Origin of the sequence: Duganella lactea (genome assembly GCF_009857505.1) — a bacterium.
Lineage (GTDB): Bacteria > Pseudomonadota > Gammaproteobacteria > Burkholderiales > Burkholderiaceae_D > Rugamonas > Rugamonas lactea.
Genome location: NZ_WWCP01000008.1, coordinates 1 through 26,329, shown reverse-complemented (window position 1 = coordinate 26,329; position 26,329 = coordinate 1). Strand labels below are relative to the sequence as shown.

General features: G+C 63.6%; 21 protein-coding genes and 1 pseudogene. 7 read left to right on the top strand and 15 right to left on the bottom strand.

The genetic code is table 11. The features are described from left to right. Positions 1 to 17: 17 nt before the first annotated feature. From GTP44_RS09270 to GTP44_RS09260, 3 genes are all read right to left on the bottom strand, one after another. Positions 18 to 2,642 carry a TonB-dependent receptor gene (locus GTP44_RS09270; protein ID WP_161019209.1) on the bottom strand — a complete coding sequence of 875 codons (2,625 nt, stop codon included), beginning with the start codon at positions 2,640 to 2,642 and terminating at the stop codon, positions 18 to 20. A 128-nt stretch (positions 2,643 to 2,770) separates the two neighbouring features. Then, positions 2,771 to 3,751: a LysR substrate-binding domain-containing protein gene (locus GTP44_RS09265; protein WP_160989367.1), complete on the bottom strand. Its 981-nt coding sequence runs from the start codon at positions 3,749 to 3,751 to the stop codon at positions 2,771 to 2,773. A gap of 48 nt (positions 3,752 to 3,799) precedes the next feature. Further along, the gene (locus tag GTP44_RS09260) at positions 3,800 to 4,729 is read right to left on the bottom strand and encodes an SMP-30/gluconolactonase/LRE family protein (RefSeq protein WP_161019208.1); all 930 of its coding nucleotides are present in this window, start codon (positions 4,727 to 4,729) and stop codon (positions 3,800 to 3,802) included. A gap of 219 nt (positions 4,730 to 4,948) precedes the next feature. Here GTP44_RS09260 and dgoD point away from each other — a divergent pair, with 219 nt between their 5' ends. Next, positions 4,949 to 6,097, top strand: a complete 1,149-nt coding sequence (dgoD, locus tag GTP44_RS09255) for a galactonate dehydratase (protein ID WP_161019207.1) — start codon at positions 4,949 to 4,951, stop codon at positions 6,095 to 6,097. Then, positions 6,097 to 8,595 carry a beta-galactosidase gene (locus GTP44_RS09250; protein WP_161019206.1) on the top strand — a complete coding sequence of 833 codons (2,499 nt, stop codon included), beginning with the start codon at positions 6,097 to 6,099 and terminating at the stop codon, positions 8,593 to 8,595. Before dgoD ends, GTP44_RS09250 begins: the two co-directional genes overlap by 1 nt. Here the strand turns inward: GTP44_RS09250 and GTP44_RS09245 are convergent. Next, positions 8,591 to 9,760 (bottom strand): annotated as a pseudogene (locus tag GTP44_RS09245) (FAD-dependent monooxygenase); the annotation flags it as partial. The gene GTP44_RS09250 and the pseudogene GTP44_RS09245 overlap by 5 nt on opposite strands. 52 nt (positions 9,761 to 9,812) lie before the next feature. Beyond that, positions 9,813 to 10,577 (bottom strand): helix-turn-helix domain-containing protein, encoded by a 765-nt coding sequence (locus GTP44_RS09240; RefSeq protein ID WP_161019204.1) that lies wholly within the window; start codon positions 10,575 to 10,577, stop codon positions 9,813 to 9,815. Between the two features lie 187 nt (positions 10,578 to 10,764). Between GTP44_RS09240 and groES the strand changes: the two genes are divergently transcribed. The 3 genes from groES to GTP44_RS09225 all read left to right on the top strand — a co-directional run bounded on the left by groES (position 10,765) and on the right by GTP44_RS09225 (position 13,992). Next, complete coding sequence (gene groES / locus GTP44_RS09235) at positions 10,765 to 11,055, top strand: co-chaperone GroES (RefSeq protein WP_008451606.1); 291 nt, start codon at positions 10,765 to 10,767, stop codon at positions 11,053 to 11,055. A 46-nt stretch (positions 11,056 to 11,101) separates the two neighbouring features. Then, positions 11,102 to 12,751: a chaperonin GroEL gene (groL, locus tag GTP44_RS09230; protein ID WP_160989373.1), complete on the top strand. Its 1,650-nt coding sequence runs from the start codon at positions 11,102 to 11,104 to the stop codon at positions 12,749 to 12,751. Between the two features lie 83 nt (positions 12,752 to 12,834). Further along, positions 12,835 to 13,992: an MFS transporter gene (locus GTP44_RS09225; RefSeq protein ID WP_161019203.1), complete on the top strand. Its 1,158-nt coding sequence runs from the start codon at positions 12,835 to 12,837 to the stop codon at positions 13,990 to 13,992. A gap of 59 nt (positions 13,993 to 14,051) precedes the next feature. Here the strand turns inward: GTP44_RS09225 and GTP44_RS09220 are convergent, their stop codons facing one another. The 7 genes from GTP44_RS09220 to GTP44_RS09190 all read right to left on the bottom strand — a co-directional run bounded on the left by GTP44_RS09220 (position 14,052) and on the right by GTP44_RS09190 (position 20,636). Beyond that, a complete protein-coding gene (locus tag GTP44_RS09220) occupies positions 14,052 to 14,318 on the bottom strand; it encodes a PAAR domain-containing protein (protein WP_160989375.1) in 267 nt (88 codons plus the stop codon). 52 nt (positions 14,319 to 14,370) lie between these two features. Next, positions 14,371 to 15,312, bottom strand: coding sequence for a T6SS immunity protein Tli4 family protein (locus GTP44_RS09215; RefSeq protein WP_161019202.1), 942 nt, complete (start codon positions 15,310 to 15,312; stop codon positions 14,371 to 14,373). A gap of 139 nt (positions 15,313 to 15,451) precedes the next feature. Next, a complete protein-coding gene (locus tag GTP44_RS09210; RefSeq protein ID WP_371867189.1) occupies positions 15,452 to 17,392 on the bottom strand; it encodes a type VI secretion system Vgr family protein in 1,941 nt (646 codons plus the stop codon). Between the two features lie 359 nt (positions 17,393 to 17,751). Next, a complete protein-coding gene (locus tag GTP44_RS09205) occupies positions 17,752 to 18,174 on the bottom strand; it encodes a DUF7684 family protein (protein ID WP_161019201.1) in 423 nt (140 codons plus the stop codon). Between the two features lie 29 nt (positions 18,175 to 18,203). Next, positions 18,204 to 19,085, bottom strand: a complete 882-nt coding sequence (locus GTP44_RS09200) for an SMP-30/gluconolactonase/LRE family protein (protein ID WP_161019200.1) — start codon at positions 19,083 to 19,085, stop codon at positions 18,204 to 18,206. Positions 19,086 to 19,116: 31 nt separating this feature from the next. Then, positions 19,117 to 19,740, bottom strand: coding sequence for a 2-dehydro-3-deoxy-6-phosphogalactonate aldolase (locus GTP44_RS09195; RefSeq protein WP_160989379.1), 624 nt, complete (start codon positions 19,738 to 19,740; stop codon positions 19,117 to 19,119). After that, positions 19,737 to 20,636, bottom strand: coding sequence for a 2-dehydro-3-deoxygalactonokinase (locus GTP44_RS09190; RefSeq protein ID WP_161019199.1), 900 nt, complete (start codon positions 20,634 to 20,636; stop codon positions 19,737 to 19,739). The genes GTP44_RS09195 and GTP44_RS09190 overlap by 4 nt, the downstream gene beginning before the upstream one ends. A gap of 215 nt (positions 20,637 to 20,851) precedes the next feature. Here GTP44_RS09190 and GTP44_RS27470 point away from each other — a divergent pair, with 215 nt between their 5' ends. Continuing rightward, the gene (locus tag GTP44_RS27470) at positions 20,852 to 21,430 is read left to right on the top strand and encodes a hypothetical protein (RefSeq protein ID WP_229256853.1); all 579 of its coding nucleotides are present in this window, start codon (positions 20,852 to 20,854) and stop codon (positions 21,428 to 21,430) included. Here GTP44_RS27470 and GTP44_RS09180 read toward each other — a convergent pair. Both GTP44_RS09180 and GTP44_RS09175 read right to left on the bottom strand, forming a co-directional pair. Further along, on the bottom strand, positions 21,427 to 22,665 hold the full coding sequence (locus GTP44_RS09180) for an MFS transporter (RefSeq protein ID WP_161019198.1): 1,239 nt from the start codon (positions 22,663 to 22,665) through the stop codon (positions 21,427 to 21,429). The genes GTP44_RS27470 and GTP44_RS09180 overlap by 4 nt on opposite strands. Beyond that, on the bottom strand, positions 22,662 to 23,189 hold the full coding sequence (locus GTP44_RS09175) for a PadR family transcriptional regulator (protein WP_161019197.1): 528 nt from the start codon (positions 23,187 to 23,189) through the stop codon (positions 22,662 to 22,664). Before GTP44_RS09175 ends, GTP44_RS09180 begins: the two co-directional genes overlap by 4 nt. A gap of 155 nt (positions 23,190 to 23,344) precedes the next feature. Between GTP44_RS09175 and GTP44_RS09170 the strand changes: the two genes are divergently transcribed. Continuing rightward, positions 23,345 to 25,468 carry a TonB-dependent receptor gene (locus tag GTP44_RS09170; protein ID WP_371867188.1) on the top strand — a complete coding sequence of 708 codons (2,124 nt, stop codon included), beginning with the start codon at positions 23,345 to 23,347 and terminating at the stop codon, positions 25,466 to 25,468. Between the two features lie 14 nt (positions 25,469 to 25,482). Here the strand turns inward: GTP44_RS09170 and GTP44_RS09165 are convergent. Beyond that, positions 25,483 to 26,329, bottom strand: an 847-nt coding sequence (locus GTP44_RS09165; protein ID WP_229256852.1) for an IS110 family RNA-guided transposase, incomplete at its 5' end; no start/stop codon positions are given.

The following is a 26,329-nucleotide window of genomic DNA, read 5'->3' as shown; positions in this document are numbered from 1 at the left end:
TAGAAACTATTTCGTTCTTACAGCTTGAACGACAGCCCCAGGTTATAGCGGCGACCGAATTCGGTCACTTCTTGCTGGTAAGGGATGTTACCGCTGGTGTAGACCGCCTTCTGGTTGGTCAGGTTGTCGATACCAAAGCGCAGTTGCAGGTTAGGCGTCAGTTGCTTGGCCAGGTTCAGCGTCACATAGGTTTCGGCATCGTTGACCAGCAACTTGCCGGCGTCCCAGCTTGGGTTGCGCACAAATTCGCTGTGGTAGTTGGCCGACAGGCGCGCTTCGTAACCGGCTTTCTCGTACCACAGCGTCACGCCGCCGTTGTGCTTCATCAAACCCTCAACCGGGAACGGATTGGTGGTTGGCACCTGTTCGCGGATCGAGCTGTTGGTGTAAGCGTAGTTGCTGGCAATGCCCAGGCCATCGAACGGCGCCGGCAGCGAGGTGAACGCCTGCTGGTAAGCCAGCTCCAGGCCGCGGATGTTGCCGCCCTCGCCGTTGACAGAACGGGTAACCGTGGCGACGCGGCCGTTGAAGGTTGCCTGCTCGGTGGTGATGGCGATGTAACGCTGCACCTGCTTGTAGAACACGCCGGCCGACAGCAGCGAACCCTTGGCAAAGTACCATTGGTAAGCCAGATCCAGCTGGTTGGCCATCATCGGCTTCAGTTGCGGATTGCCAGCGCTGCCAGTCAATGGCTGCGACGTATCGGTGTTCACGCTCAGGTTGCGCGAACCACGCATCTCGTCAATCGGCGCACGCGACATGGCACGCGCCACGCTGAAGCGGATCTGACGTTCCTGCGCCTCGTCCATGTTGAAGATCAGATTCATGCTCGGCAAAATCTCGGTGTACGAGGTGCCGTCCGACGTATCAGCCAAAACGTTATTGGCCTGCGGCTGTACGCCGTAGCCGGTCTGTTTGGTGTGCACCAGGCGCACGCCGACGTTGCCGCGATAGGTTTTACCGAAGGCTTCGCCGTCCAGGTCGCCCTGCACATAGGCCGAGGTGCTGCGCTCCTTGACCTTCCAGCCGGCGACGGCATCGCCCTGGACCTGCCAGCTCTCACGCGTCTGACCGTTTGGATTCAGTGCGTTCGCGCCGAACGCCGAAGAGACGGTACCGTCGAAATCTTTCAGCGCGAAGAATCCCGGGAAGCCACTGACGTTGACCGTCTCATAGGCGGAAGAAGGGATCGTGCTACCGGCTAATGGGCTCAGCGTCCACGTAGTCTGATGATAGCTCTTCTCACGGTCGCTCGCGCGAATGCCGATTTTCAGACGGCTGATAATGCTGTTTTCGATCGGACGCGCAGCGCTCACACTAACGGCATTCAACAGGTCCTTGACCTGGCCGTTCTTGTCGACATACAGGGTGGGCGCGACGAAGTTGGCAGGGTTGGTGCTATCGATGCCGTAGCTGTAGACCTGGCGCTCATCGCCGGTGAACGACCAGCTGACCGGCACGCCGCCATTGGCGTACTGACGGATGTCGCTCCACTGGCTGCCACGACGCGCGTGCGAAGTCGACAGGTCGGTTTCCACTTTCCAGTCGCCGGCAGTGAATTTTCCGTTCAGACCGGAAGCGGCGACGCTGGTGTCCTGGACATATTTGAAATCATTGTTGATCAGCGAGGCGTTGTTGATGGTCCCGCCAACGATATAGCCGTCGCGCACATCCAGATTGCTGAAGGCGGCCGAATTGGTGCCACCCCAGTTGCCCACGCCATCCACCCAGTGCTGCAGACCGCGTTCGTCAATCTTGGCTTGCGCATAGTAGGTATCGGCGGTGATCAGGACGTCGTTGTTTGGTTTGAATTCCACCTTGCCCAGCACACTGGAACGCTTGTCCTTGCCGTGGCGCGCTTCGTCCTGGAAGCCCCATGGCGCTTTGCCGGTCTTGCCGCCAGCGACCACCTGATCGGCGGTGTTCTCGTTAAAGCCCCAATGCTGGATGTTCTTTTGTACCGACGGCTGATCCTGATAGCTGAAGGCGATCGCCGCGCCGATGGTCTTGTTGGCGAATTGGTCGATGTAGACGCCACCGATACGCGGCGCGGTCTTGTCGGCGCCAGGAATCTCCTTGGCCAGCGGGTAGTACAGCGCATCGGCCTTCAGATTGATCTGGCGGCCGTTGTAGCGCAGTGGCGAAACCGTTTGCAGATCGATGGTGGTGGCAACGCCGCCTTCCACCAGATCGGCGCTCTGGGTTTTGTACACCGTCGCGCCGCTGATCGACTCCGACGGGAACTGCTCGAAACGCACGGCGCGGTTAGGCTCCGACGACGCCAGTTCGCGGCCGTTCAGGGTGGCGCCGATGAAGCGCGGGCCCATGCCGCGGGCGACGATCTGCGAGGCGTTGCCGCGGTCCAGACCCGACGACAGGCCGGGCAGGCGCGCCAGCGATTCGGCGATGGTGGTATCCGGCAGCTTGCCGATGTCTTCCGACGAGACGACTTCCACGATGCTGTTCGACGCTTCCTTCGCCGCCAGCGCGTTGCGCACGGAGGCGCGGATACCGGTCACATTCACTTGCTGGATGTCGCCGGTGGCGGCGGGTGCGGCGGCCTCCTGGGCGAAGGCTTGCTGGACGAGAAGTGGCGAGGTAAAGAGCGTGGCGATCAGCCAGCTCACTTTTTTTTGTTTCATTGTGCATCTCCAGTGCTTGTATAAATCGCGTCTCTATTGGGAATTTGGACGGATGCACCGGATGCTAAACGAAACGTTGATTACTTCACCAATAGATTATTTCATGCGGCCCATACCAAGTTCGTATATCAGTCAGCCGGCGACGGCGACGTTGGGGCGCGATAATGAGGGTAGATGCGGGCGGCGGCGTCGCGCAGCGCCAGCAGCATGGCCTCGGCGCCTGGCGAGAGCTGGTGTCGCTTGCGGGTCACAATGCCGAACGAATCCATGCTGACACCCAGTTCAAACGGCAGCGCCCGCAACAGGCCGGCGTCCAGGTACGGCTGCACCGCCTCGGCCGGCAGCGCGACCACCATGTCGTTGTTGAGCAGCAGGCTGGCCACCACCGGCATGTCCAGCGTTTCCACCGTTTCCGGCGGCTGCTCAAGGCCGTGCGACAGGAACAGCGCGGTCAGCCGGTCGCGCAGGATGGAGCCGGCCGGCGGCAGGATCCAGCACTGTTCCATCAGGTCTTCCAGCTTCAGGCCGGCGCGCGACATCAGCGGATGGCTGGCGCGCGCGATCAGCAGGTGCGGCTCGTCGGTCAGCGGTTCGAAATTCAGCTCATCGGCGGCCTCGGTGTCGAGGATGCGGCCGACCACCAGGTCCAGTTCGCCGCCGCGCAGGCGCTCGACCAGCACTTTACTGGTGGACATTTTCACCGCGACATGCACACGTGCATGCCTTTCTTTTAACAGATTAATCGCTTTCGGCACCAGACCGGTGGCCGGCGCCAGCACCGTGCCCACGCCCACGCGGCCGCGCAGGCCGGACAGCAACTCCATCACTTCCTGATGCGCCGCGTCCATTTCCGCCAGCGCCGCGCCGGCGCGGCGAATCAGCACCTTGCCGTACCAGGTCGGCGCCACCCCGCGCGACAGGCGCTCGAACAGTTGCACGCCGAGCGCGTGCTCCAGTTCACCCAATAATTTGGACGCGCCGGGCTGCGTCAGGTTGGCGGCCTGCGCCGCGTGGGCGATGGATCCATGCCGCCCCAGTTCAACCAACAGAACCAGGTGGCGGGTTTTCAGGTGGGAGCGAACGAAGCGGTCCGAGCGGGAATCAGTCATATTGTTGATTGGTTTGATTGCCCATAATAAAGGCGGGCCGATCCAGCGTCAATCAGACTGCGCATGTGTCACCGTAGTGGAAGCGCTTCCGCCGTCATCAAACAAGCCATCGGCCACGCCCGGCGCCAGCTTTCCGGCCCCATCCGGCGGCACGCCGTACAGGCCGCCCCGCGCGCCCAGCACCAGCAATTGGGCCAGGCCGTCGCCGCCAAAGGCGAGCGCGGACGCCGCCTCGGGCGTTGGCGCCAGCTGCCGCAGCACAGCGCCGGCGCGGTCGTAGTGCACCAGCAGGCCACCCTCGCCCTGCACGCTCCAGAGATTGCCCAGGCTGTCAGTGATGGCTGCGCCGGCGCCCGGCGCGACCAGCGCGGCAAACGCTTTCGTGTTGCCGACCTTGGCCCGTTCGGCATCGTAGTCGCATTGCATGAGGGCGCCGCGCGCCGCGTCGGCAAAGTACAGCGTGCCGCCGTCCGGGCTGACGGCGATGCTGCTGGCCTTGACCACCGCCGGCAGCGCCAGCCGGCGCAGGCCGTAACGCCGCGAATACTGGTAGAAGCTGCCGATCGGCCGCTGGTCCTGCGCGGTGTTGGCGGTGCCGAAGACGAAGTTGCCGTGGCGGTCGGCGCAGCCGTCGCTGATGCTGGTGCGCGGCTCGGCCGGATCGACGGTCAGCAGGACTTGCGCCTGCAGCGCGCGGCCCGGCTGGCCCGGCTGCGGCAACTCGACCATGCCCAGCCGCTTGCCCAGGCCGAGCAGCAGGCGTCCGGACTCGCAGCAGGCCATCACCTGGGCGCCTTCCGACATGCGCAGGCCGCCAGGCGCGGCTGGTGCTGCGGGCCACGCGTACAGGTGGCTACCCGCCGGATCCGGCCAGCGCCAGCATTGCCCGGCAGCGTCCCAGCGCAGCGCGCAACCGGCCTGCCCGGCCTGGGTCAGCAGGAGGCCGCGCGTGGCAGCGGCGGCGGTGGCTACATTCATGAAAGTCCCGGAACGGTTATTGACCGAAAAAGTCTAAGGGAATGTGCCGGCGCGCAGCTATGAATAAAGCGCCGTCAACCATGCCGATATCGGATAGCGGCCATGACGAGACAGCTATCTCATAATGATATGGCTACTTGCGAATTAATCATATTTCCAGTCTAGCGCCCGGCTTTAGACTGAGCGTTGTTCCCCGAACTCGACCCAGACCTGACTTCTATGAAAATCACAAAACTGACGACCTACCGTGTACCACCGCGCTGGATGCTGCTGAAAATCGAAACCGATGAAGGCGTCGTCGGCTGGGGTGAACCGGTCATCGAAGGCCGCGCCCGCACCGTGGAGACGGCGGTCCAGGAGATGGAGCCGTATCTGATCGGCCAGGACCCCGCCCGCATCAACGATCTGTGGCAGACCATGTACCGCGCCGGCTTCTATCGTGGCGGCGCCATCCTGATGAGCGCGATCGCCGGTATCGACCAGGCGCTGTGGGACATCAAGGGCAAAATGCTGGGCAAACCGGTCTACGAACTGCTGGGCGGCCTGGTGCGCAACCGCATGAAAATGTACAGCTGGGTCGGCGGCGACCGCCCATCGGACATCATCGAACAAATCCGCACGCTGCAAAAAGGCGGCTTCAACACCTTCAAGATGAACGGCACCGAGGAACTGGGCATGCTGGACACCTCGGCCAAGGTCGATGAAGCGGTGCGCCGCGTGGCCGAAATCCGCGACGCCTTCGGCACCACCATCGAATTCGGTCTGGACTTCCACGGCCGCGTGGCCGCGCCGATGGCCAAGACGCTGCTGCGCGAGCTGGAACAATTCCGCCCGCTGTTCGTCGAGGAGCCGGTCCTGGCCGAGCAGGCCGAATACTACCCGCGCCTGGCCGAGATGACCTCCATCCCGCTGGCCGCCGGTGAGCGCATGTACTCGCGCTTCGAATTCAAGAACGTGTTCGCGGCCGGCGGCCTGTCGATCGTGCAGCCTGACCTGTCGCACGCCGGCGGCATCACCGAATGCCTGAAGATCGCCTCGATGGCGGAAGCCTACGACATCACGCTGGCGCCGCACTGCCCTCTGGGCCCGGTCGCGCTGGCGGCCTGCCTGCAGGTGGACTTCGTGTCGTACAACGCCGTGCTGCAAGAGCAGAGCATGGGCATCCACTACAACAAGGGCGGCGAACTGCTGGACTACGTCATCAACAAGGAAGACTTCAAGATCATCGACGGCTACTGCAACCCGCTGCCGAAACCAGGCCTGGGCGTGGAAGTGGACGAAGCGCGCGTGATCGAAGCTTGCAAGAACGCGCCGGACTGGCGCAACCCGGTGTGGCGTCACGACGACGGCAGCGTCGCGGAATGGTAATGTCGTTCCGCCTGCGCGCTTGCGCGGCGGTGGTGGCGGGTGTGTTGGCGGCCACCGCTGCCAACGCCGATACCCTGTCCATCGACGCCAGCGCCGCCACACCCGCTCCTCTCGCCGCCGCGCTGCGTCTCGGCAGCGCCACCGCCCCGAATGGCGACACCCTCGGCGCCAACGCCCGCTACCTGACCCGCAACGGCGCCCCATGGCTGCCGATCATGGGCGAATTCCACTACAGCCGCACGCCAGCTTCGATGTGGGAAGCGGAACTGCGCAAGATGAAGGCGGCCGGCATCGACATCGTCGCCAGCTACGTCATGTGGAATCACCACGAGGAAGTGGAAGGAAAATTCGACTGGTCCGGCAACCGTGACCTGCGCCGCTTCGTGCAGCTGGCCACCGAGGCCGGCCTGGACGTCGTGGTGCGCGTCGGTCCGTGGGTGCACGCCGAAGTGCGCTACGGCGGCATTCCGGACTGGGTGATCAACGCCATGCCGTCGCGCCGCAACGACCCGCAATACATGGCCTTCGTCGATCGCCTGTATCAGCAGATCGGCCAGCAGATCAAGGGCCAGCTGTGGAAGGACGGCGGCCGCGTGATCGGCATCCAGCTGGAAAACGAATACAACCTCGATGGTCCGGACCAAGGCGCGGCGCATATCAGCGCGCTGAAAAAGCTGGCGCTGAAGGCCGGCATGGATGTGCCCTACTACACCGTCACCGGCTGGGACGGCACCATCTACCCGAGCGGCGAAGTGACGCCGGTCTTCGGCGGCTATCCCGACGAGCCCTGGGGCGTGAGCACCAAAGAGCTGCCGCCGAAGGAGACGTATGCCTTCCGCTTCGACACCCGCGTCAGCGGCGACCTGGGCGCGCAAACCGCCGCCCACGCGCCGGGCACTGCGGAAACCGACAAGGACGTGACGCCGTTCCTCGGCGCCGAATATGGCGGCGGCCTGCCGTTCATGTATCGCCGCCGCACCGTGGTGTCGGCGGACGATATCGCCTCCATGCTGCCGGTGCAACTGGGCTCCGGTGTCAATCTGATGGGCTACTACATGTTCCATGGCGGCCGCAATCCGCTGGGCATCGGCGGCACCGGCATGGAAGAAAGCACGCTCAGTGGCGGCTACAACGACACCACCATGATCAGCTACGACTTCCAGGCGCCGCTTGGCCCGGATGGCCAGCAGCGCAAGGTGCTGGAGAAGCTGCGTCCCTTCCACCTGTTCACGCAAGCCTTCGGCGCGAAGCTGGCGCCGATGACCGTGCGCAAGCCCGAGGTGTCGCCGACCAAGCCGGATGACCTGAAGACCGCGCGCTTCGCCGTTCGCAGCGAAGGGGATCGCGGCTTCCTGTTCGTGAACAACCACGTGCGCCAGTATCCGATGGCGGCGCAGAAGGCAACGCAGTTCGCCGTCAAGCTGCCCGGCCAGACCATCACGCTGCCAAGCCAACCGGTGGATATCGCCGATGGCGCGTACTTCATCTGGCCACTGAACCTGGACCTGGATGGCACCAATCTGCGCTACGCCACCGCGCAACCGGTCACGCTGCTGGACCAGGGCAAGGCCGGCTTGCTGGCGGTGTTCGCCGCCATTCCCGGCGTGCCGGTCGAGCTGTCGTTTGACGAGGGCACGCACGCCTCGGCGGACGGCGCGCAAATCACCACCGGTGGCAACCAGACCCTGATCACCGGCGTGCGGCCCGGCGCCGGCGTGGCGGTCACCGTGCACCGCGACGGCAAGCCTCCGCTGACCATCGTGGTGCTGACGCCGGAACAGTCGCAGCAACTGAGCGTGGTGCGGCTGGCTGGCCAGCGGCGCCTGCTGCTCAGCGCCGATCAGGCCTACGTCGATGACAACGCGCTGCAAATGCGTTCTGTCGGCGACAGCAAGTTCCGCTTCGCGCTCTACCCTGCGCTGCCGTCGGCGCCGAAGGCCACGACGACCGGCGCGGCATGGACCGGCAAGCCGGTAACGGCCACGGTCGCGGTGCAGGCGGCGGACAATGACGGCATCTTCCAGGTCTTTGAAGCCACGCTGCCGACGCATGATGTGAAGGTCAGCGTCACGCAGACGCGCAACGCCACGGACGCGGCGCCGGTCGCCATCGGCGGCAACGCCAAGGCGGCGATGCAACCGCTGCCGGAGAACTTCAAGGCCGCCGGCGGGTGGCAGATCAACGTCCCGCGCGAGCAACTGAGAGGGCTGGACGATGCGCTGCTGCAGATCGACTTCGTCGGCGACATCGGCCGTCTGTATTCCGGCACCCGCATGCTCGACGACTGGTACTACAGCGGCTATCAATGGCAGTTCGGCCTGAAACAACAGGCCGCGCTGCTCGACAAGCCGCTGACGGTATCGGTCCTGCCACTGCGCGCCGATGCGCCGATCTATCTGCCGAAGGAAGCACGTCCGGACTTCGGCGGCGCCAGGCAGATGGCCAAGGTGCGCGGCGTGACGGTCGTCCCGGTGTATCAGCTACGCGTCAATCCTTAGCCGCGATACCCCACACGCGACCGGCGATGTAAGTCGCGCCGTCGCGTGTCTTCAGCAAATCACCGAAGATCGCCCGCAGCGCCCGCGCCTCCGGCGTGGGGCGCATAATGGCCACCTGCGCGCGCGACCAGTCCAGCACTTGGGCGCCGATCGGATGCCGTTCGGCGTGATAGGTATCCAGCAGCCCTTCCGGCGCATCGCCGCGTAGCGTGACCGCCAGCTTCCAGCCCAGATCCACCGCATCCCCAATGCCGAGGTTTAACCCCTGCCCGCCCAGCGGCGAGTGGATATGCGCGGCGTCACCCGCCAGCAGAATGCGCCCGTTGCGATAGCTGGTCACCTGACGCGCGCGGTCGCTCCAAGTGGTGGCGGCATGCAGCGCGGTGATCGTCACCTCGGTCTGCGAGATACGCCGCAGCACCGCCTGCGCCTGCGCCAGCGTGACCGGCTGGCCGGTCTGATGAAACGCGCCGCCGTCAAAATCCTGCACGGCAAAGTAGCCCGGCTGCGACTGCACGTACATGCCGGCCGGCGTCATGACGCGCCCCGGCTGGAGCCGCTCGGCATCCGCTATGTCGACCTGCATCGTGTAGCCGGTGAACTCCGGCTCCGTGCCGGCGAATTCAAAGCCGCCCGCTTTGCGCACCACGCTGCGCGCACCGTCGCAGCCCACCAGCCAGCGGCTAGCAAAAGCACGCTCGCCGGCTTGCACCAGGACGCCGTGCGCATCCTGCTCAACGCCGCTTACGGCGACACCGCGCACTATCTCAACGCCGAGCGACAAGGCGCGGCGCGTCAGCACGGCCTCCGTCTCCGCCATCTCGGATAGCAGGCTGGCTGGCGAGGGCCATCCCGCGCTATCGATATCGCCATAAAAGAACGGAAGGCCGGCGAAGTGCCCCGCCTGCGCGGACGCCACATGACTCCCCGCCTGCTTGACGCGCTTCGACGTTTCCAACTGATCGAGCAGACCGCGCCGCTCAAAGGCCGCGATGGTCGGCGCCGACAAACCGCGCAGACCAAACGGCATTTGCTTCAACGGCGAATGCGGATCTTCCGCCTGCTCCAGCACCAGCACCGAACATTCAGCCGACGCCAGCTCGCAAGCCAGAAACAAGCCGACCGGGCCGGCGCCTGAAATAATCACATCATAAGTAGTATCCATGCCCGCCAGTCTATGGACGATGGCGCGGCGCGGCTTGTATAAACGCGACAAATTAAGGGCGACGCTTGCGCGCGAACGCCGCCGGCGTCATGCCGCTGTAGCGCTTGAACTCACGGCTCAAATGCGATTGGTCGGTGTAGCCCAGTGCTTGCGCCAGCGCGGCCAGGCTGGTTCGCGGTTCCGCCCACAAACGGTTGCGCGCCTGCTCGAAGCGCATCAGGCCGGCCACATCCTTCACCGTGTGGCCGGACGACTGTTTGAACTTGCGCTCCAGCGTGCGCACGGTCGCATGCGCGGCGGCGGCCACCGCGCTGACAGCCAGCGCGCCGCGCGCCTCCAGCATCGCCACGCCGGCTTTGAAGACCGTGCCGTCCACCGCCGCCGGTCGCGCATGCAGAAAATATCGCGCCAACAGCGCCACCGCATCCTCGATGCGCCCGGCCGCCACGCAAGCCTGCAAAGCGCCCTGCAGCCGCGCCACCGGATGCTCGAACACGCGCAGGCCGTCCCTGCCCGGCGGCAATCCGAGCACGTCAAACACCGTCCACGGATAGCAGCGCACGCCGATCACCTCCAGCGGTCCGGCGGTGGTCAGCGCCAGCGGCTGGTTGAGCTGCCCCATCAAAAACGGCGACGGCAGCGGCTTACCATCCAGACAACATCCGCCGAAGTGGAAGACAATCTCCGCATAACCGTCCGGAATGATCTCAAAGCGTGTTCCGTCACATTCCCGGCGCGTGTGCCCGAAACACCGGATGGCGCCGCGCAACGCCTCAGGTGGGTCAAATTCCCGGTGCGGAACAGGCGTTGTAGTCATATCGATACTATTTTCTGGCTTTTTTGATGATACTCAAGCTCGCACGCCTTGAAATGGACCAAGGTCGTCCCTATAATTAGCACTCGATGCGATGGAGTGCTAACAATCCATCGGTTAAATTTCCGTCGAAGCAATCTGATTGCTTCGACAACCAACTGTACCATTGTTAAAAATTAAGGAGTTTTGAATGAACCTTCGCCCTTTGAACGATCGCGTAATCGTCAAACGCCTCGACCAGGAAACCAAAACTGCGTCCGGCCTGATCATCCCTGATGCGGCCGCTGAAAAACCAGACCAAGGCGAAGTCCTGGCGGTTGGCAATGGCAAGATCCTGGAAGACGGCAAAGTGCGTCCCCTGGATGTCAAAGTAGGCGACCGCGTCCTGTTCGGCAAATACGCCGGCCAGACCGTCAAGGTCGATGGCCAGGAACTGATGGTCATGCGCGAAGAAGACATCATGGCGATCGTCGTCAAGTAATACTTGGCTGAACTGATCCCACTTAACACCTCAAGGAGTAATAAACATGGCAGCTAAAGAAGTAATCTTCGGCGACGCAGCGCGCGCCAAAATGGTTGAAGGCGTCAATGTACTGGCCAACGCCGTTAAAGTCACCCTGGGCCCGAAAGGCCGCAACGTGGTGCTGGAACGTTCGTTCGGCGCCCCAACCGTCACCAAGGACGGCGTATCCGTTGCCAAGGAAGTCGAACTGAAAGACAAGCTGCAGAACATGGGCGCGCAAATGGTCAAGGAAGTTGCTTCCCGCACCAGCGACAACGCCGGCGACGGCACCACCACCGCCACCGTGCTGGCCCAGGCCATCGTGCGCGAAGGCATGAAGTTCGTTGCCGCCGGCATGAACCCAATGGACCTGAAACGCGGCATCGACAAAGCCGTCGCCGCCACCGTTGAGCAGATCGCCGCCATCGCCCGTCCATGCACCACCACCAAAGAAATCGCCCAGGTTGGCTCGATTTCGGCCAACTCGGATTCGTCGATCGGCGAGCGCATCGCTGAAGCGATGGAAAAAGTCGGCAAGGAAGGCGTGATCACCGTGGAAGACGGCAAATCGCTGAACGACGAGCTGGACATCGTTGAAGGTATGCAGTTCGACCGCGGCTACCTGTCGCCATACTTCATCAACAACCAGGACAAACAAGTTGCCGCTCTGGACAACCCATTCGTCCTGCTGTGCGACAAGAAAATCTCGAACATCCGCGACCTGCTGCCTATCCTGGAACAGATCGCCAAATCCGGCCGTCCACTGCTGATCATCGCTGAAGACATCGAAGGCGAAGCGCTGGCGACCCTGGTGGTCAACAACATCCGCGGCATCCTGAAAACCGTTGCGGTGAAAGCCCCAGGCTTCGGCGACCGTCGTAAAGCCATGCTGGAAGACATCGCCATCCTGACCGGCGGTCAAGTGGTGGCTGAAGAAGTCGGCCTGACGCTGGAAAAAGTGACTCTGGAAGAACTGGGCCAAGCCAAGCGTATCGAAGTCGGCAAAGAAAACACCATCGTCATCGACGGTGCCGGCCAAGCCGCAGCCATCGAAGCCCGCGTTAAGCAAATCCGCGTGCAGATCGAAGAAGCGACCTCGGACTACGACCGCGAAAAACTGCAAGAACGCGTGGCCAAGCTGGCCGGCGGCGTTGCCGTGATCAAAGTCGGTGCTGCCACCGAAGTTGAAATGAAAGAGAAAAAAGCCCGCGTTGAAGATGCGCTGCACGCGACCCGCGCTGCCGTGGAAGAAGGCATCGTGCCAGGCGGCGGCGTTGCCCTGCTGCGCGCCCGCGCTCAAATCCAAGGCCTGAAAGGCGACAACCCGGACCAGGACGCAGGTATCAAGATCGTGCTGCGCGCCATGGAAGAGCCACTGCGCATGATCGTGCAAAACGCCGGCGAAGAATCGTCGGTGGTGGTTGCCGCCGTTCTGGCTGGCTCGGGTAACTACGGTTACAACGCGGCCAACGGCACCTACGGCGACATGGTCGAAATGGGCGTGCTGGACCCAGCCAAAGTAACCCGTTCGGCGCTGCAAAACGCCGCGTCGATCGCTGGCCTGATGCTGACCACCGACTGCATGGTTGCCGAAGTCACCGAAGACAAACCAGCCGGCGGCATGGGCGGTATGGGTGGCATGGGCGGTATGGGTGGCATGGACGGCATGATGTAATTCTGCCGGCCGGCCAACCTGGCCTGCTATCAAAGCCCGCAGCCGCTTCGGCGACGCGGGCTTTTTTCTTGTACACTCGACGGATGACTACTTCAGCTCGTCGACGTGCCCTCTTCGCCGCCAGCGGTGCGCATGCCGTGCATGACGGCCTCACCGATCTCATTTATGTTTTGCTACCGATCTGGCAGACGCAATTCGCCATCAGCTACGCGATGATCGGCCTGCTGCGCGCGTCGTATTCCGGCGTGATGGCCAGCTTCCAGCTGCTGGCCAGCCGGCTGGCGCGGCGCTGGGGACGCGAGCGCATGCTGATCGGCGGCACGGCGCTGGCCGGCGTCGCCTACCTGATCGCCGGCATGGCCGGCGGCTTGCCGATGCTGCTGGTCGCGCTGATGCTGGGCGGCCTGGGCGCCAGCACGCAACACCCGCTGGCGTCGTCGCTGGTGACGGATGCGTATGCGGCCGGCGGCGGCGTCAAGGAAGCGCTGTCGCAGTACAACTTTGCCGGCGATATCGGCAAGACTTTGATCCCCGGCGCGGTGGGCTTGTTGCTGGTGGGGGTCAGCTGGCAGACCAGCGTGATGCTGATTGGTGTGCTGGGGCTGGCGGCGGCCGCATTGCTGTGGTGGCTGCTGCCGTCGCATGCCACGGCCGGACGCGCGAAGGCCAAGCCGGTGTCGCATGGCGAAGGCTCCGTCGGCGGCCTGCGCGCGCTGCTGGCAACCGGCACGCTGGACAGCGCGGTGCGCATGGGTTTCCTGACCTTCCTGCCCTTCTTGTTGCGAAACAAGGGCGCCGGCACGGCCGGCATCGGCATCGCCTTGTCGCTGCTGTTTGTCGGCGGCGCGTTTGGCAAACTGTTCTGCGGCTATCTGGGTGCGCGCATCGGCATGATGAAGACCGTGTGGGCGACCGAGTCGCTGACGTCGCTGTGCATCCTGCTGGCGGTGTGGTTGCCGTTGAGCGGCGTGATGATCATGCTGCCTTTGCTGGGGCTGGCGTTGAACGGCACCTCATCGGTGCTGTATGGCGTGGTGCCGGAGTTGGCGGCGGCCGGCAAGCATGAACAGGCGTTTGCGTGGTTTTACACCGGCACCATCGGCGCGGGCGCGCTGTCGCCGGTGCTGTTCGGACGGCTCGGCGATGTGATGGGCGTGTCGGTGGCGTTGTGCGCGCTGGCGGGGTTGCTGCTGTTGACACTGCCGCTATCGTGGCGCGTGCAAAAGGCGCTGGTGCGCTAGCATCCGCATGGAAACTCAAGAATTGCATCACCACAAACGAAGGACTGGATGGCCTTGGGCTATGACGATGAGAACGTGCCAATCGTCGAGATCAAGTCGGCACCACAGCTGGTCTTGTCCCCATCATAGGCTACCGCCTTGCCGTTGATCTGATGCTTGGCGTTGCCGCTGGCGATCGTGCAGTTCTGATGCCCGGTCATCGGGCAAATACACTTGTCGCCGATCAAGGCGACAGGCTTTCCGCTGACGGTGAAATGCGGGGCGCCGCTTTCAACAACCTTACCGCCGTGTGAGGTTGGGTCGCCGATCCTGATGACATTCTTCATTTGTATTCCTCTTTTGGACAGTTCACGGCAGCGGCACCATAGTTCGTATGAATTAACGCACTGGGCGACGACGCAAACTTGACGATATCTGGTCCCACAAGGCCAGCGCCTCCGCATCGGACAAACTCGAATTCACCGGTTTCCCCGGCTTACCAAAGCCAGTGGTCAGCTCTAAAGTTAGCTTGGGCAGGAAAACATCTCCTTCATCAGTAATTGATTCCCATCTAAAGTCCTGTAGCTTCACACCATTGAGTTCATCCACTCGTTGAAGAATCTCTTCACCAGGAAGGCCATTGATCACTCGCGAGCCGATGCGTAGATCATGAAAATGTGACGCATACTCCTGCAGTATGTCGTTGGAAGCATGTCGCTGTAACAGCGTTCTACCCGCATTAGCGCCGGCAAAACTGCTTAACGAGGCGGCCAGATCAGGCTGCTCTAACGTCCCCCAGAAAAGCGAAACGTGTTCATGATCATTGATCGTTATCGGGTCCCGAAGAATCCCTCGATCAAAGCAAAAACCAGCACTCGTGGGAACTTCTCCTTCATGCACTGGTTGAAGCTGCTGCAGCAATTTTTCCAATCGTTGGATCTCTTCTGGTTCCCGTAGTTCCGCCGTAAAATCATAGGAGACGCCACCGGCTCTGACCAAGGCATCAATCGATACCGACTCCGTCATCACCTCTTTTCCTCCTCTCATCAGACCGATCCATGTTCGGCCATAAAGAAATATTTTCCCTATTAAGTGATCAGTCTTGACCTTGTGCGCCAACTCAAGTGAAACACCATCGCGCTGGTTTCGCTTGGAAGCAAGCAGCTCTTCCTTCTGACGAATTCTTGCCTCGAATTCCTCATTAGTTTCTACCGTAGTTGCAATCGCCCAGCCAGCCACATTGGCTCGACGGTAGGTCACCACCGCTTGCGTAGGCACCTCCAGAACAAATCGCCCAAGGCAGACAGGTTTCAAGGGCACAGTTTTGATTTGCTCTTCCATGTTGAACACCTTAGTCTGTAAATTCATGCCGAGAGCGGCCCACACACATGCGCCGAGAACGGCGAGGCAAATTATCGTTAGTTGAAGAATTTTCATATAACTGACTGAAGAAGCTTTACGATGAGATGCTGAGTCAGCGCTAACATTGCTTCGCTTTGATATCGATCCAACCCTTGCCGTTTCGCGCTCTGACTGCGATCGACTCTGCCGTAATTAGCTCGCCACCCTCTCCTCTCGCGGCAGCTACATCGCCTCTTCTTGGATCGGTTATAAAGCCGAGGTTCAGCTGGGTACTGGCGTGATCGCTCGATAGCTGTGCGCTAATCTGCCCGTTTGTATCATCAAGCCTTAACTGGTTGGTGCGACTGCCATTTATTTCACGACTTTTGATTCCCGATAGATAGCGGTTTTCTGGCAGAGCTCCCCGATGACTTAAAGCAGCTGGATGCGCCTGCAGGTTATAGAGTTGTCCAACAATCACAGGTTTGTCAGGATCTCCACCCAGAAAATTTATCAGGACTTCGGTGCCGATACGAGGCAGGCCGATGGTGCCGCATTGTTGAAATGCGCCGGGACCGTTGCCGGCCCAGTTCGAGGCAACACGCACCCAAGCGGAGTCGGTTTCTGTATCGGATGCGCCGGAGCCGGCGGCTTCTTCGTGGTCCTCCGGGCGAGTGCCGGGGAAGCGGATTTTCACGCGCCCCAGTCGGTCACAGTGGACTTCTTCGCCTTTCGGTCCGACGACGACCGCGCTTTGCATCTGCGCCTGCGGCACATCTACGCGCGGATCGAAGGCGGGGACAATTTTTACGCCGCGGCGCACGGCGGTGAACTGGATGTGCATACGCAGCGGCCCGCTGGCCACCTTGTCCGTCACCTCGCGCTGCATCTGCTGCTCGGCGGCGCCTTGCATCCAGCGGCTGCGGGCGAACAGGCCATCCACGCGCGCGGCCAGCGCCTTGGGCAGGTTATTCTGCGCCATTACCTGCAAAGCGGTGACGACGAAGTCGCGCTCCTCCGGCGGATGCTGGTCTACTTCCGGGTGCTCGGCCAGCGTGAAGTATTCGCCGGCGCACAGGTCGCGCCCGCTGCCTTCGCCATGGAAGCATTTCGATTCGTAGTCGTGCCGGCTCATGCGCAACTGTCCGAAGCGGAACAAGTCTTCGTGGTCGTCGCCGGCGTGCGGCGGCAGGATCTGGTAGTCGTCCAGCGTGGCGGCCAGCTCGTTGCCATTGACGCCCTGGTTAATGCCGCTGCGGGCGTCCACCAGCATGAAGTCCCGGCCCTGCGGGTTCATGTAGTCCCAGCTGTGGCGCGTTACCGTTCCGGGCTGCAGGCTGCGCACCGCGCTCCAGGCGGTGATGGTGTCGCGCTCCTCCGTCGCGCTATCGCGGTGATAGCGGATGGTGCCGGCGGCGTTCCGGCGCAGGCTGTCGGCGTTGTTGAACAGCACCAGCGTGTGGGCATCGCCGTCGGCGCGAATGTACCAGCCGATGCCGCGCCGCTTCAGCAGGCGGCGGATGAAGGCGGCGTCCGATTCGTTGTGCTGCATGGTGAATTCGCGCTTGGGGTAAGTGCGCACGTGAAAGGCGTCGTCGGTCTCGTGCTTGAAGCAGATGCCGAGCACCGGGCTTTTATGCCGCCATTCGTTGAGGATGCGCTGGACGATTTCGATTTCGTCCATGTTGCGGAACACGCGCGTGTTGCTGCGCTTTTCCAGGATCGCCAGCGCGTCGCGCAGCACCAGCTGATAGCTGGCCAGGCCGCCGTCACTGTCGCCCGAGCTGGCTTCGGTGACGATACCGCACACGCTGCGCAAGTCTCCCTGGTCGGTAACGAATTCCAGCACCGCCGACACGGCGATCAGTTGCTTCAGCGGTAGCTGGGCGTTGCCGGACACGCACAGCACGCGGTATTCAATACCGCCGCAGATCGTCTCGGCGCCGTAGACGCGCTGCGGCAGCAGCATGTCGTCGTTGGCGCCGCCGGCCAGGTCGAGCCGCAGCCGCAGCGGGCGGTTGTCGGTCACCAGTTCCTTGGCCAGAGTCATAAAGCTGAAAAAGTCGCTGTCGCTTTCCACAATCGCTCCTTAGCATCGTGATCCGCGTGGCAGGGCGCTTTGCAGCCGGGCGCTAATGCCCAGGCAACTGCCGGCGAGCTTGGGATAGCGTCCCGCACACGCGGCGTCGGTGCGCCGCAGCATCCTTCACTCGCACTCGTGGGAGAGCAGCCGTTTTGCCATCGTGACGTCCATCGCAAGACGGGCATCCGACCATCGGGCTGCACAGGTTTACGATGGTGTCACGGACGGAAATGCTTCTCTTTGAGAAATAACAAGCCGGCTGACGGCTCATCATTAAAACGCCGCCCTTCAACTGCGCGTGGAAAGGATCGCTGCTTCCGCTACACCCCAGCGCGCAGCATCGGCGATGATCGGTATCAAGCGTCGCGGTACTGAGCTTCGATTTCTTCGCGACGCTGGGTGGCGGCGATGTGGAGGATGAGGGTTTGTTGGAGCTCGGCTGGATGCGAGGCCCGGTGCCGGGCGAACCAGAAGACTTCTTCCAGGTCGTCTTCGTCGTGGGCGGTGACGTGGACGCGACGCTCGTCGGGCAGGTCTTCGTAGTTGACGGCTTCCAGCGCGGCGTCTTCCAGTGCCTCACGCCACTGCTCGCAATCCTTGCCCCACGCCAGCGCGTACAGGCAACCGGATTCGATCAGCCAGCGGCTGACCTCCCACATCATCGTCTGCTGCACATCGGCATCGGCGACGAGGATGGTTTTGAACTGGCGCAGCCCTTCCAATGCGGGAAGGTCTGCGTCCGGGCCGAGGTGGAGATATTTAGGCGCTGGGCTTTGCATGGCGTGACACGATTGCTAAAGCCCGCATTTTAGCCGAAGCGCGCCGCCGGCAGGCCTGGCACGTCGACGCGGACCGCGAACACGGCGCCGGTCAGCGGGTGGGCCGCCAGTTGTTCCGGCGTGTTGTCTTCGCTGGCGGTGGTGATGAACAAGGTTTTCAGGTCGGCGCCGCCGAAGGTGCACGAGGCGGGATTGCGGACCGGCACCGGAATCGTGTCCAGCAACTCGCCCGACGCCGCATAACGGCAGACGCGGCCACCGCCCCATTGCGCGATCCACACGCAGCCTTCGCTGTCAACCGTCATGCCGTCCGGCGAACCTTCGCCTTCGCCGAACTGGCGCCACACGCGCGGCTCGCCCAGCGTGCCGTCCGCCGACAGCGGATAGGCATAGGTGCGGCCTTCGAAACTGTCGGTGTGGTACATGGTGGCGCCGTCCAGGCTGAAGGTCGGGCCGTTGCAGATGTGGTAGCCCTCGTCGGCCACGTGCAGCGTGTGATCCGTCTCCAGACGGAACAGCTTGCCCACCGCCTGGGCGTAATCGGTGTTGTGCATGGAACCGGCCCAGAGGCGGCCTGTGCTGTCGACCTTGGCGTCGTTCATGCGCAGCCCGCTGCCTTCGGCGAACGGACGGTGCAGATACTCGATGCGCAGCTCCGGCTCCAGCCACACGCGGGCGATGCCGTCGCGCAGGCCGGCCATGAAACCGTCGCCGTCGCGGCGCGCGATCAGCCAGCAGATGAAGTCCGGCATCGCCCAGCTGCGGCGCGCGCCGCTGTCGACTTCGATCGCGTGCAGCGTCTGGTTCTTCAGGTCGACAAAGTACAGACGATGCTGTTCCGCCACCCACAACGGGCCTTCGCCCAGTTGCGCGCCCGCTTCCCACAGGCAGCGCACATCATGCTTGCTCATCAGTTCGATTCCGTAAAGTAGACCACCGCCATCATACGGCCAAAGCGCGCCAGGTATTGACGAACGCTTCAGCACGTTCCTTCAGCTGCGCCAGCGTGACGCCCGGCGTGTACAGCGCGCCGCCGATGCCGAAGCCGGTCGCGCCCGCTTTGACCCAGTCGGCCATCGTTTCCGGCGTCACGCCGCCCACCGGCCACACCGGGGTGCCGGCCGGCAGTACGCTCTTGAGCGCCTTGACGCCGCCATGGCCGACCGACTCGGCCGGGAAAATCTTCAGCGCGTGGGCGCCGGCGTCGAGCGCGGCGAACGCCTCGGACGGCGTGGCCACGCCCGGCGAGCAGTACATGCCCAGCTCGGCCGCGCGGCGGATCACCGCCGGCACGCAGTTCGGCGACACCAGCAGACGGCCGCCGGCGGCGTACACCGCCTCGACATGCTCAACGGTGAGCATGGTGCCGCCGCCGACCAGCGTGTCCGGCAGGTTCAGCGCGACGATGGCGGCGATCGCCTCCAGCGCGCCCGGACGGTTCAGCGGCACTTCCAGCGCGCGGAAGCCGGCGGTGTGCAGCACCTGGGCGACATCGACCGCTTCGGCGGGATTCAGACCGCGCAGAATGGCGACCAGCGGGGTGGTGGGATGGGATACAGTAGTCATGAGCTAGCCTTAAGGAATTGGGAAACGGCGGTGCAATACACCTGATGTGGGTCGAGCACCGCGCACGTCAAGCCGAAATGTTGGGCGGCCACGGCGTAACGGGCGGCCAGCGCCGGCGAACCGATGACGGTGATGCCCAGCCCGTCGGCGGCGCGCGCGGCGGCGGCGAATTCGGCGCCGATCAGCAGGCCGCTGATGGTAGCCGCCGCCTGCTCGGCCGGCGCCGACCGCGACACCACGCCGGCGCGCACGCGGAACAGCGAATTGGTCAGCGGCGCATGCGTGGCCGCCTGCGTGAGGCCGGTGGCAAAGCCGTCGGCGTTGGCGCTGTCGCCGCTCAGCATGGCGGACAGCGTGCCGCCCTTGGACAGCATGGCGAAGAACTCGCCGGTCATGTAGGTGGCGATCGATTGAATCACGCCATCGCGCAGCAACACCCATTTGCTGTGCGTGCCCGGCAGCACGATCCAACCGTCGCGATGGCCCAGCGCGACCGCGCCCAGCAGCTGGGTTTCCTCGCCGCGCATGACGTCGGCGGCGCCGCCGTCGCGGTAGACATAGCCGGGAACGATGGTGGCGCGGCCGGCCCAGGCCGGATCGGTGACGGCCGCCAGATGGCTGGGCAACCGCGCCAGTGGCACCGAGGCGTCGAGATAATCCACTTCCTGCCAGCCGGAGGCGCTGCCGACCATGCCGGACATGATCACCGGCACATCCGATGGCAGTCGCATCGCCGCCAGCAAGCCGGCCAGCGAGGCGCCGAACCGGTCGCGGCCGCCGACGGCCAGCATGCCCTGATCGTCCGCATGCTCGGCCAGGCAAGCGCCGGATTGATCTATCAGATAGGCGCGCCGGTTACTGGTGCCCCAATCGATCCCCACAATATTCTTGTTCACAGGCGTATCCTTTACTCGTGCTGGACGATGGTACGAAAAACCGCCCTCAACAGCCAATGAATTATTGCTCCGGACGAATACCAAAATAGTATAGGATAGCCACGATTTAATACCATAGAAACAATGAAAAGCGCGTAAAAAAGGAGCAGAAGTTGCCCCTCACATGCCTTTAGTTTAGTATGGCCGACAATAAAATAGTCTCAGCGCCCCTCCTCATGGAATTAAGCAAGCAGTCCTCCCGCAAACTGGTCATCGCCGGCGTGGCTTCGACCGTCGTCGCGCTGGGTTTGGCAGCCTGGTTCACCCGCTCGCCAGCCGTTGAAAAGCAGGTGACGGTCCAGGCGCCGCCCGCGCCGCCCGCCAGCGCCAGCAGCACGGCCCAGGTCAAGAAGCCGGCACCGGCCGTGGTGCCGCAGCGCCCGCCGGAGATCAAAGACCCGGCGCCGCCGAGCGAACCGCCGGCCATCCGCACCAAGGACCAGGGCGCGGCCGCGCTGATGGCGCTGCCGGAACTGCAAGCCTGGTCGGCGGCGATTGAAAAGAACTCGGGCGGCAAGGCCCACGGCGGCCTGCTGGAATACGATCCGGCGCCGCGCAAGCTCAACGGCAAAAGCTACTGGCAGTTCAGCTTTGTCGAAAACAGCGCCGACGCGGCGTTGCGCTGGGAAAGCTTCCTGGTCTCGTCCAGCGACGATGAAATCCTGGTCGAAGACGCCAGCAGCGACGAAGCCATCAGCCTGGGCCGCTGGCGCCGCGAGAAACATCCCGGCAAGCGCACCGCCATCGACAACTAAGCCGCCTTCTCCACCGGCGCCGCCTTCCCCTGTGCGGCGCCGCGCACCTGCCCTACCCACCACACCGTCAGCATGGCCAGCGCGGCCGCGATCCAGCCGTTCAGGCCGTAGCCATCGATATGGCCGGACGCCTGCGTCTGCAAGGTCAACCCGCCCAGCAACGCGCCGAGCCCGGTACCGACTTGCTGGATGGCCGCGTTGGCGCTGAGGAAAGCGCCACGGCGCGACGGCTCGGGCACCGTGGTCATCAGCGCCTGCATCGGAATATTGCGGCCCGACGCCAGCACCATGAAGAATGGGAAGAACAGCACCACGCCCAGCAACGGCAGCGCCGGCAGATGCGTCAGGAACAGCACCGGCAGCACAAACAGCGCCGAGACGATGCGGTACACCTTGTGCGCGCCGACCCGGTCCGACCAGGCGCCGATCTTGCGCGCGGTGAAGAACGTCGCCACACCGCCGGCCAGATAAACGTAGCTGACCTCCTCCGGCCGCAGGCCGACGTTACTCACCAGCACCGGCGAAATGAAGGGGATCACCAGCATGCCGGTCAGCATGCTGACCGCCGACAGCAGGAACGCTCTCAGATGCATCGGCTCCTGGTACAACGCGACCAGCTCGGGCAGCATGGCGGACAGCGGCGTGCGGTTGGGCAGATGGCTGTCCAGCGGCGGCAGCACGCGCGCGGCCAGTAGCAGGATCGGCAGCGAGCACAGCACCAGAATGTAGAACGGCGAGGCCCAACCGTAGTGCGCGGCCAGCATCACGCCGGCCGGCACGCCGGCCACCGAGGCCATGCTGAACGAGGTCATCACGATGCCGGTGGCGGCGCCCCGCCGGTTGGCCGGGATCAGGTCGCCGATGATGGCCATGACGATGGCGCCGAGAATGCCGCCGGTCAGGCCGGCGAAGGCGCGCGACAGCACCAGCACCTGGAAGCTGGGCGCGGCGGCGCACGCCAGGTTGGACAGCGTGAACAGCGCGAACACCGTCAGCAGCAGCTTGCGGCGGTCGAAGCGGTCGATGTACATGGCGGCGGCCAGGCCGGACAGGCCGGCGCACCAGGCATAGACCGACACCGCGCCGGACACCGCCGCCGGCGTGATGGCGAAGGCGCTCATCAGCTGCGGCGCCAGCGGCATCATCACCATGAAATCCATGATGACGGTGAACTGCGTCAGCGCCAGCAACCACAACACAAGGCGCTCGCGCGCCGGCGTCAACGGGACACTCATAAGGCGTTGATGTCCTCGACCGCCCGGCGCAGGATCGCGCGGATCTGCTCGATGCGTTCGGGCTGATGGTTGGCGGCGCGCGCCTGCTCGATGGCCGCGTGCTTCAGTTCGTGCATGGCGCTGCGCAGGCCGTCGCGGTGCTCGTCGCCTTCCGCCATGCGCGCCAGGATGGCGTCGACAAACTGGCGGTTCTCGGCCAGGAACGCCTCGCCTTCCGGCGTGATGGTGTGCAGCTTCTTGTTGCCGTCCGCCGAGGCCACGACGTGGCCCATGTCCAGCAGCATCGACAGCAGCGGATAGATGGCGCCCGGGCTCGGCGAATAGCCGCCGCCGGAACGCTGCTCCAGCTCCTTGATGATTTCGTAGCCATGGCGTGGCTTCTCGGCGATCAGTTGCAGCACGACGTAGCGCATGGCGCCGGCGTCAAACATTTTCGGACCGCGGCCGCGCGGGCCGTGGCCGCCGCCATGGTGCGGATGGCCGTGCGGGCCATGTGGGTGATGATGGGAATGACGGTGAAACATGGTGAACTCCTTAAGATATAACTTATTACGATATATCTTAAACCTTCTCACACAGACCGCAAGCGCTGATTTGCAACATTTTATTGCGACTGATTCTCATTATCGATTAGAATGACGCTTTACGTTTTGCAATCGAGGATGAAATGAGTGTAAGCATGAAGGCTGTCAGCGCAGCGGTGATGTCGGCGTTCGCGCTGGCGCCGGTGGCGCACGCGCAAGACCAGCAGTTGCCGGTGGTGCAAGTGACCGGCGCCAAGGAGGACACCCACAGCTACGTGCCGCGCGACTCGTGCGGCGCCACCAAGACCGACATGGAACTGCGGGACGTGCCGCAGACCGTCAACGTCATCCCGGCCGCCGTCATCAAGGACATGCACGCCACCTCGCTGCAAGACGTGCTCAAGACCGTGCCGGGCGTCGGCCTGTCCACCGGCGATGGCCAGCGCGACCAGGTCTTCATTCGCGGCTTCACCGCCATCGGCGACCAGTTCGTCGACGGCTTCCGCGACGACGCGCTGTACTTCCGCGACCTGTCCAATATCGACCGGCTGGAAGTGGTCAAGGGACCGGCGGCGGTGCTGTACGGACGCGGCTCCTCGGGCGGCCTGGTCAACCGGGTGACCAAGAAACCGGGCGCCGACATCAACGACCTCAGCGTCAGTCTGAGCGACCATGCCGGCCGTCGCGGCGAGATCGACTTCGGCCGCGCCGGCGAAACCGTGTCGTGGCGCCTGACCGGCGCGCGCGAAAAAGCCGACAGCTACCGCGACCAGCAATTCCTCGACCGCAGCGCGATCGCGCCATCGGTGGCGCTGCGCGTATCGGCCGACACCAAGGTGCTGCTGCAGGCCGACTACCTGGAAGACCGCCGCCTGACCGACTTCGGCATTCCATCGTACCAGGGCCGTCCGGTCAACGTCGACGCCAGCCAGTACTACGGCGCCGCCAACGCCAGCCTGGCCGACACCAGCCAGTCGCGCGTGACCTCATATGCCGCCACGCTGACCCACAAGTTCAGCCCGACGCTGTCGCTGCGCAACGGCTTGCGCTTCTACGACTACAAGCTGGACCGCAACAACACCAACATCTCCGGCAACGTCAACGAAGTGGCGGGCACCATGTCGCTGGGCCACGCCAAGCTGGTGCGCAAGGAACACGGCTGGACCAACCAGACCGAGCTGACGCAACAACTGAGCACCGGCGGCGTCCGTCACGAAGTGCTGTACGGCGTCGAATACGGCGAGCAAAGCAAGGACGCCTTCACCAACGCCGCCGTGGTGGTCGCCAGCAACGTCTCGATCTTCAACCCGGTGCTGCCGGTGGTCGATCCGGCGCGTCTGGGCGCGCGCACCGACACCTACGGCACCTACAAGACCGCGGCCGGCTACGTGCAGGACGCGCTGGTGTTCAACGAACAATGGAAAGCCCTGCTCGGCGCGCGCTACGACCGCTTCGAACAGCAATCGCGGCTGCAGACCGCCGCCGGCGTCACCACGGCCAACCTCGGCCGCACCGACACCGCCTGGAGCCCGCGCGCCGGACTGGTGTGGCAGCCGGACCAGCAGCAATCGTACTACGCCTCGTGGAGCCGGTCGTTCCAGCCGAGCGGCGAAAACTTCGCGCTGGCCGCCAACAACGCCGACCTGGCGCCGGAAACCACCCGCAACGCCGAGGTGGGCGGCAAGTACGACCTGTGGAACGGCCGCGCCAGCGCGACGGTATCGCTGTACCGCCTGGAGCGCGACAACATCAAGGTGACCGATCCGCTGACCAACCGCATCATCCCGATCGGCAAGCAGCGCTCGGACGGGCTGGAGCTGACCTTCAACGCCGACCTCGGCAACGCCTGGAACGTGATGGCCGGCTACGCCTACACCGACGCCAAGATCACCGAATCGGTGGCGCTCGACACCAGCGTCAACCAGGCCGGCACGACCACCGCCGCGCGCGTGCGGGTGCAAGGCAAGCGCGCCACGCTCACCGCGCGCAACAGCGGCAACCTGTGGCTGACGAAAGCGTTGGGCGCCGGCTGGCGCGTCGGCGGCGGCGTCAACGCGGTGGGCAGCCGCTTCGCCAATCCCGGCAACACGGTCACGCTGCCGGGCTACGTGACGGCCGACGCCATGCTGGCCTACCAGGCGACGAAATATGAAGTGCAACTGAACCTGAACAACCTCGGCGACACCGGCTACATCATCTCCGGCCACGGCTCCAGCCCCAACCTGAGCCAGCCAGGCGCCCCGCGCAGCATCGCCCTGACACTGCGCTACAAGCTGTAAGGCAAAAACCGGTGTCAGATACCGTCTTGAATGGCAAGCTTTTTCGATAAGTATTTGGGGTCGAAAGGCTTGCCAGTACGGATGACACCGTAAATCAGATGCGTCAGTTTGTGAACGACAGCACTGATCACCGCTTTGTTTGACATGCCATTTTTAGTCAGCCGCTCTGCGAAGGTGTTGAGCAAGGGGTTGTGGCGCTTGGCCACCAGTCCCGGCATGTAAAGCGCCGCGCGCATTGAGGTACTGCCACTTCGGCTGATGATGGTGCGCCCTTTCAAGGAGGTGCCGGAGCTGCGTTGCATGGGCGTGACGCCGAGGAATGCGGCGAACGCCTTGGCACTGGTGAAGCGCCGTATGTCGCCGAACTGGCCCAGCAGCCTGGCCGCCGTGGTGGTGCCGATGCCGGTGATGCTGGTCATGAGTTCGGCGTCGCGTTTGAGTTGCGGGTGGCCATCAATATGGTCGTCGATGGTCTGCTCGAGACGCTTGATCTCCTTGTCGAGCCACTCAATCAGCGTTTGCGCATGCGCTGCCACGTCCGTCATGCCGCTGACGGTATAGCTTTCCAGCCGGTTATGTTCCTGCTGACGCATATCCTTGAGTGCCTGAAGTCGCTGCGACCAGGCTCGTAACTGTCGCTGCTCCCGGGGGGGCGGCGACCAGGCGGCCGGCTTTATCAAGGCGCAATAGCGCGCGATCAGCGCCGCATCGGCGGTATCGGTTTTATTGCGCACGTTTTCGCTCTGGCCAAAGCCTTTGACGCAACTCGGATTGGCGACCGACACCATGAAGCCGGCGTCATGCAGCGCCGTCGCGACGGCCTCGTAATACACGCCGGTCGCTTCCATGCACACCTGCAAA